Genomic DNA, 7,368 nt, shown 5'->3' with positions numbered 1-7,368 from the left:
AGACAGCTTTTCTTTATAATCCTATATTAAAAGTTAAACACGAAGTCATCGTCAGCTAACTTTTCAACGTTCGTTGCTTTTACGTAACCATTTCCTTTTACAGAGAAGAAATCATGGTTTTTCGTATCTGTACGTAAACCATTTAAAACGATTGGGTTAATTTCTTCTTCTTCAAACTTCGGCTCAAGTCCTAAGTTCATAAGCCCTTTATTCGCATTGTAACGAACGAAACGATTTACATCTTCTACAAGACCGATAGAAGTGTAAATTTCTTCTGTATAGGCCATTTCAATTTCATATAGTTCCATTAATAACTCTTGTGTTTCTTTTTGCACTTCTTGTTGCTCTTCTGCAGAAAGTTCTGCGAAGATTTGTTGTGCTAAAATACCGACGAATACGCCGTGAATTGACTCATCCTTTACCTTCACATAAGTTCGCTACTCCTATGCCGTTTATACAGCTTACAGTTTCCTGTAAGAAGAGACTATATCATCTACCTTCTCAGGTAGCCCTCCATTTCGATTTAAGGGATTCTCACCCACCGCTTGGCCCTACTCCTCTTGCGGAATTTCACCGCCATTGGGATAGTCGTTGAACGTTCCTTTATCTACGTATCGCACCCACCACTGTCTATACAGTTTTCGATGTCTGATACTTCCGTACATGTTATCGCTAGATAAAGGCTTCGCTGCTGATTGCCCTATCAGCTATTCTCCTTTCCATCTATTGATAGTTAGAGAATAACCTGAATGCATATATTCATCAATAATAATACAGATAAATTTACAATAGGGGGTCCCAGCAATTAAAAGGGTTTTTCAATTGGTATCTCTACCAAAAGCCGCCATAAGTTAACGGATAATAAGGTTAATAATTTCACCACTTGCCGTCAGTTTACCTTGACCAGCTAAGTAAAGCGGATAGAAGAATCCACTATAGAATAAGTAACTTTCTAAGAACACACTTGCTACCATTGCCATGTATAACTCTTTTTTCGTTACTTCAGGCTTTAATAAACGACGATAGTAACTAGTAATAATACCAGCTTTTTTCTCAAGTAACGGATGATTGTCTACCCAGTCAAAAATATCATCAATTTCTTCTTCTGTAGCTAATGTTGTGAAAATGTGACTATAACTTTTCGCATGTACTTCTTCCATAGCTCCCATGAAAGCTAATACACTTTTCGCTTGTAAATTTTCAAGATGAACAAGTACAAGTGGCATTCCTTCGCCACCTTGTTTCGTATCTAAAAGTGTTAAACCACCTAATACACGCTTATAAGCAATTTGCTCTTCTTTCGATAATTGCACCCAAGTATTTTTGTCAGACGAAACCGCTATTTCTTCTTCTGTCCAAAACTGAGCGATGTTTTGCTTCCAAAACATTAAACTGAAATCATCTTCCTTTTTATTCCAGTTAACAGCGCGCATTGAATCACCCCTATATCTATTATTGTTCTACTGAACGGTTAAATTTCCATCTAACAATGAAAAGCTAACCGTTTAGTAGAACAAACCAAGTATGAGCAGGGTTCATAACCCTGCTCATACTATTGGGTTATTCATTTAGTATGGCAATATGCCATTAAACGGTACACGCCACACACTCTTCCACGCTTAATTTACGTGTTCTCGTATAATACAGACTCTTTAAGCCTTTTTTATGTGCATAGATGTAGTAACGTGCTAATTCACGTGTTGAAATATCACTATTAACGTAAAGAATTGTACTAATTCCTTGATCAATATGTTCTTGAATTTCTGCGATTAAATCAATTAATTTAAACTGATTCATATCGTAAGAAGATTTATAGTACCAGAACGTATCTTTTGATAAATACGGCATTGGATAATATGTTGTCGCGTTCGCATATGTTCTTGATTCGATTTGACTTACGATCGGCATTACGCTTGAAGTTGCATTTTGAACGTAACTGATTGATTGTGTTGGAGCAATGGCAAGACGATATGAGTTGTATAAACCATTCTTTTGCACTTGCTCTTTTAAACTTGTCCAATCTTCTTTTGTCGGAATATGAATTCCTTCAAATAGTTGCTGAACTTTTTCAGTTACTGGGCTGTAATCTGTCGTTTCATACTTTTCGAAGTATGTGCCATTCGCATAATCAGATTTATCGAAGTCTTTAAATGTCTCGCCTTTTTCTGTAGCGATTTCCATACTTTTCTCAATAGAATAGTAATTTAACATCATAAAGAATGTACGAGCGAATTCTTTCGCTTCTGCACTTTCATAAGCGATTTTATTTTTTGCTAAATATCCGTGTAAGTTCATTGCTCCAAGTCCAACTGAATGAAGCTCGTCATTTGCTTTTTTCACAGTTGGTGCATTCGGAATAATCGTCATATCAGAAACAGCTGTTAAAGCTTCCATTCCCGCATGAACTGCTTCACGAATTTCTTTATTTTCCATTACGTTTACGATATTTAACGATCCTAAGTTACAGTTAATATCACGACGGATAATGTCATCTGTACCGTAATCATTTATTTCTGAAGTTTCTTGAAGCTGGAAGATTTCTGTACATAAGTTCGACATCTTCACAGTTCCAATATCCTTCAATGGATGTTGATTATTTGCATTTGATTTAAACATTAAGTATGGGTAACCAGACTCAAGCTGAATCATAGCGATTTTAATAAGCATATCACGTGCACTAATATCTAGTGGCTTCTTCTTCACTTTCGGATTGCTCATTAATTCATCGTACATTTCATCAATGTCAATATCATCTAAATGCTTGCCATATTCTTTATAAACCGTATAAGGCGCGAAAACATGGAAAGGTTCGTTTTTCTCAGCAAGCTCAAAGAACTTACTTGGAACGATAATTCCGATTGATAGAGACTGAATACGGCTCTTCTCATCGGCATTTATTTTTTTTGTATCAAGGAATTCAATAATATCCCAATGGAAAATGTTTAAATATACTGCGCCGGCACCTTTTCGTTGGCCAAGCTGATTCGCATATGAAAACGAATCTTCAAGCAATTTCATAACAGGCACTACACCACTTGCAGCGTTGTCGATACCTTTAATTTGCTCACCACGTGCGCGTAGCTTAGATAAGTTTAAGGCTACTCCCCCGCCGATTTTCGATAATTGCATCGCAGTATTAATGTTAAAACCAATTGAATTTAAGCTATCGTCCATCTCTAACAAGAAACAAGACACCATTTCTCCTCTTCTGCTTCTTCCCGCATTTAAAAAGGTTGGTGTCGCTGGTTGGTAGTTTTGTTTTACAATCATGCTTGCGAATTGTTTTGCCTTCGAAACATCACCGCGTCCTAAGTATAATGACACAATTGCTACACGATCTTCATAGCTTTCTAAGTATTGTTTTTGATCATTCGTTTTTAACGCATAATCTTTGTAGAACTTAGATGCTGCCATATAAGATTGGAACTCGAAGTTTTCACCATAAGCGATGTTATATACTCCCTCTACTTCCTCCAAGCTATACTCGTCCAGAACGTTGTAATAGTAATCATGTTCTTTCATATACTCCATTCGCTCTGCCACGCTATTAAAAGGAACGGTATTCTCTCTAGCTTCTTCCATAAAGACTTCTAATGCCTCTTTATCTTTATGAAGCTGATAAAAACCGTCCTGCATTTGCGTGATTTCATTATTCAGTTCAATGTGTCGCAATCTCCCGCACCCTTTCCTTAAAATATTCTACATCGTTATTTGTTCCAGATAACTCAAATTTTGATACAATAGGCACTTCATATTTAGTAGAAATCTTGTCAGCACTTGCACCGAACATGTCTCCCCAGTTACGATTGCCGCTTGCAGATACGCCTTTTAATTTTTCATTATTGCGCTCTAAAAAGTCTAAAACACGTTCTGGTACATTGCCAAAACCTGTTGTATACGTAATAAGAATAAAGTCTTCATCTATTACTAGATCTTCATCAATTTGAACGGCCGGCATATTTAATTTGTGAATGAAACGCTTCACGTTTCCTGTCATAGAATCATATGCAACTAACATTTCCGACCCTCCCTCTCAAATCTATATTCTCTATATGTTGTTCTTGATTTCTCTATATATTGTATTACGTTTCAAAATAAGACACAAGATATATGTATAAATTCTTTCTTTTTTTAACTTTTACTTTTCGACATGATAGCCGTTTTTTTTCAATACAATGACTATGAAACAACATTCTAAAACTCATGTCAATAAAGTGCTTTTCAAAAAAGTTGTCAACGAATTTAATCTTATTTTAAAAAAAGTTAACAATATATTTTGTCATAAAACGGTAGATGCTGAAGAAATATATTTCTCCAGCATCACGCAAAAAAGAACAGATATGAAACTATAATCTGCTCTAAAAAACGATTACATTTATCAAATTTACCTTATTAAATATATTATACATATACTTTCGTTTTTCGTTACATACTAAAAGATAACTATTATAGAAAAAGATTATTATTATGGAACTTCAATTTATTTATGAAAAGTTTATTCAGAGTGCTCAATACGCAAAATATCTTTTACAAATATGTGATGTGGATTTTCATCTTTATCAAGCATTGTACATACAGGAGCCTCTTCATCAAAGTATACAATCATTCCTTCTACGTACTGATATGTATGTTGAACTTGTACAGTTACTTTAATTTCTATCGCTTCTTCATATGCTCTTTTTATTTTCTGAAGCATTTTTGCTGAACATTTTCGTTTCTCTGGATACATAACCATTCCCATAAATCTATTGCCGGCTCTATCTTTCCACATATAATCCCAATGTGGTAAAATGCCTTGTTTAAAATCGCCCATAATTCCCCTCTCCTTTATCTTTTATTTATCCCGCATTAAACGTTCGATTGGTGTCGGCTACTAATCAGTGAGGGATGCCCTGCTGATCAAAATTCCCCTTTATGAACGTGGCGTTTCTGAATATGTATAAATCACTTGCCCGCCTCGTTGTGCGTTACCAATGAAATGCTTAAAGTCTTCTCTATTTACAACAACTTCTCTGAACGTATAAAATACATCTTTCGTAACAACATACTCCGTTATTTCACCATTTTTCAGCTGATCTAAAATTGTATTTGCTAATTCTTTATCCATGTATTTCACCTCTCTGCAATATTTTATTTTATCGTATATTCTATAGGTCAACAACTGTAAAATTATCCCGCTATTTGCAGGCGGTCCGATTGGTGTTGGCTACTAATCAGTCGTGGAATGAACAAAAGTCTTACTGATTAACGTTTCATTTTATCTCGTTGTTATGCCATGATTTTATTTTCGTTATTTCGCAAACAATATCGTTTTACTATATGTCCACTAAATATCATATACTAACATAGCTACTTCTCTATATCAAACATTTCGGCATTCAATTATGCAAAGTTCCATACCACTATGCTACAATATACAAATAGAACTAGGAGGGATACTATGATTCGGAAAGCAAAAAAGACAGATGCACTGGCAATAGCTCCTTTATTGTATAATGCTCTGCATGAAATTGCTGAAAAAATCACAGGTAGCACAGTTAAAGCAGAAGTATTACTAGGACTTGAGACATGGTTCTCAAAAGAAAATAACCGTCTGAGCTACGAAAACTGTTTTGTCTATGAACAAGACGAGAGTGCAGTTGGAATTATTGTCGCTTATCACGGTAGTGAAGCAACACAGCTTGACGCACCAATTGTACATCACTTAAGAGAATTACATAAAGATGAATCAATTACGTTAGAAAAAGAAGCTGAGCTTGATGAGTATTACATTGATACATTATCAGTTTCAAGTGCACACGGCGGAAAAGGTATAGGTTCTAAATTAATTGAAGCTGCCGAAATCTATGCAACTGAAAAAGGGCATGAAAAAATCGCTTTACTTGTTAATTTAGAAAACACACGCGCCTATTCACTATACGAAAAGTTAGGTTATAAAAAAGATGAAATTGTTATGCTAGTAGGCGAACCTTATGCTCATCTCGTAAAAACATTAAACGTCAAAATTTCTATATCTTAAAAAGAAAGCACACGATTTATATAAATCGTGTGCTTTTATGTTAAATTCGTATTTAATATATTTCCATCCATCGCCTCGTGAAACGTATATGTTGTACATCCCCATGGCTTTCTATGCAAAATAGGAGAACCAGACCATCCCATTGCCCTCAGCTCCGTTCCAATCATCGAATTAAAATACTTATGACCTACAAGAGCAATACTTCCATGTACGAGAGCATAACGATGTAACAGGTAAGCCGCTTGCCTTGCCCTCTCTCTTACTTCCTTATAAGACTCAACATCTTTATGGTAGCCAAGTATCCATAATGTTCGTCCAATGAACATCCATACCTTAATTGTGCATTTCAACCACTTCGGAGCAAAAAAGCATGAAGGAACTTCAGCTTCTCTAAAAAGAGAATTTTGCATAAAAGATAAAGAATCTGTCAATTCAGCTGCTGATTGTACAGCACGCCTTTGATCACTTGTTAAGACAAATTTCGCTGCTTCAATTGCCTCTATTGTTTCTATCGGCATTTTAGCTTTTTGTATCATTGATTCGGAATCATACTGTTTCATCCATTCGTGAAATGAATTAATTGTCATCGGTTCTCTTATACGACCTAAACAACCATGACGAATAAAAGAAATCTTCATTCTTTTCACTCTCCATTCATCACTTACGAACTCTATTATGCACTAGTTCTAAATATCATACCACGCAAGAAAAGAAAGTTATATACCTTTACATCTCCCCACCACTATCATGTGTTATCGAAGCATGGGTACCATCCATCCCATCAAAATATGTATTCGTATCATATTGACGAATCTTTTTTAAATGCATATAAGAAAATAAAAATAAAATTAAAGCTATAACACTCCCCACAAATTCAAACATCATTTTACCGCCTCTAATTTCTCCCACTTCAGCAGGTTATTCTACTTTTTCATTATACCTCGATATAAAGATTTCCGCATTTTTGCTATTTTTTCAAATAACATGGATTTTCTACATATTTTCTTACAAAAAGTGAATTTTTTTCGAATTTTTACTTTGGAAACATTTACAAAGTAGGAAATATGGTTCAAAATAGGAGGAAATAAAAAAACCCAAATTTATTCTTTTTTTGGGAAAACTGTAACAAGGAGAGTTGCTTATGCAGATCGCAGAAACTGGAGATATCATCGAATTTAAAGGTGGAATGCAAGGCCGTGTTCAAAAAGTAAATCAAAACTCTGTTATTGTTGATATAACAATTATGAAGAATTTTAGAGAACTAGATATGGAACCTCTTACAGTTGTAAGTCATAAAAACTATACTGTCATTAATCAAAATGCATAATATAATAGAAAGAAAGGGCCTG

8 protein-coding genes and 3 pseudogenes are annotated in these 7,368 nt (G+C 34.9%); 2 read left to right on the top strand and 9 right to left on the bottom strand.

Annotated elements, in window-relative coordinates; genetic code table 11:
* Positions 1-26 precede the first annotated feature (26 nt).
* From DN403_RS29975 to DN403_RS29940, 7 genes and pseudogenes are all read right to left on the bottom strand, one after another.
* Positions 27-422: pseudogene (locus tag DN403_RS29975) on the bottom strand (ribonucleotide-diphosphate reductase subunit beta); the annotation flags it as partial.
* Positions 423-551: 129 nt separating this feature from the next.
* Positions 552-653: pseudogene (locus DN403_RS32255) on the bottom strand (nuclease); the annotation flags it as partial.
* A gap of 201 nt (positions 654-854) precedes the next feature.
* A pseudogene (locus DN403_RS29965) lies at positions 855-1,433 on the bottom strand (ribonucleotide-diphosphate reductase subunit beta); the annotation flags it as partial.
* 154 nt (positions 1,434-1,587) lie between these two features.
* Entirely contained in the window at positions 1,588-3,672 is a 2,085-nt protein-coding gene (nrdE, locus tag DN403_RS29960; RefSeq protein WP_001215843.1) for a class 1b ribonucleoside-diphosphate reductase subunit alpha, read from the bottom strand.
* A complete protein-coding gene (gene nrdI, locus DN403_RS29955; protein WP_000959447.1) occupies positions 3,659-4,018 on the bottom strand; it encodes a class Ib ribonucleoside-diphosphate reductase assembly flavoprotein NrdI in 360 nt (119 codons plus the stop codon). Before nrdI ends, nrdE begins: the two co-directional genes overlap by 14 nt.
* A 477-nt stretch (positions 4,019-4,495) precedes the next feature.
* Positions 4,496-4,813 carry a hypothetical protein gene (locus DN403_RS29945; RefSeq protein ID WP_000502199.1) on the bottom strand — a complete coding sequence of 106 codons (318 nt, stop codon included), beginning with the start codon at positions 4,811-4,813 and terminating at the stop codon, positions 4,496-4,498.
* A 99-nt stretch (positions 4,814-4,912) separates the two neighbouring features.
* The gene (locus DN403_RS29940) at positions 4,913-5,107 is read right to left on the bottom strand and encodes a hypothetical protein (RefSeq protein WP_000356686.1); all 195 of its coding nucleotides are present in this window, start codon (positions 5,105-5,107) and stop codon (positions 4,913-4,915) included.
* 333 nt (positions 5,108-5,440) lie between these two features.
* Between DN403_RS29940 and DN403_RS29935 the strand changes: the two genes are divergently transcribed.
* The gene (locus DN403_RS29935) at positions 5,441-6,019 is read left to right on the top strand and encodes a GNAT family N-acetyltransferase (protein WP_000619541.1); all 579 of its coding nucleotides are present in this window, start codon (positions 5,441-5,443) and stop codon (positions 6,017-6,019) included.
* A gap of 35 nt (positions 6,020-6,054) precedes the next feature.
* Here the strand turns inward: DN403_RS29935 and DN403_RS29930 are convergent, their stop codons facing one another.
* Entirely contained in the window at positions 6,055-6,657 is a 603-nt protein-coding gene (locus DN403_RS29930; RefSeq protein ID WP_000703092.1) for a phosphoglycerate mutase, read from the bottom strand.
* A gap of 88 nt (positions 6,658-6,745) precedes the next feature.
* Positions 6,746-6,901, bottom strand: a complete 156-nt coding sequence (locus DN403_RS31480) for a hypothetical protein (protein WP_002083105.1) — start codon at positions 6,899-6,901, stop codon at positions 6,746-6,748.
* A 259-nt stretch (positions 6,902-7,160) separates the two neighbouring features.
* Between DN403_RS31480 and DN403_RS29925 the strand changes: the two genes are divergently transcribed.
* Complete coding sequence (locus tag DN403_RS29925) at positions 7,161-7,346, top strand: YkvS family protein (RefSeq protein WP_001165082.1); 186 nt, start codon at positions 7,161-7,163, stop codon at positions 7,344-7,346.
* The last annotated feature ends 22 nt before the right edge of the window (positions 7,347-7,368 follow it).

The organism is Bacillus sp. AY2-1 (assembly GCF_008368965.1).
In the GTDB taxonomy this organism is placed as follows: domain Bacteria; phylum Bacillota; class Bacilli; order Bacillales; family Bacillaceae_G; genus Bacillus_A; species Bacillus_A thuringiensis_S.
This window is presented reverse-complemented; position numbering and strand designations above follow the sequence as displayed.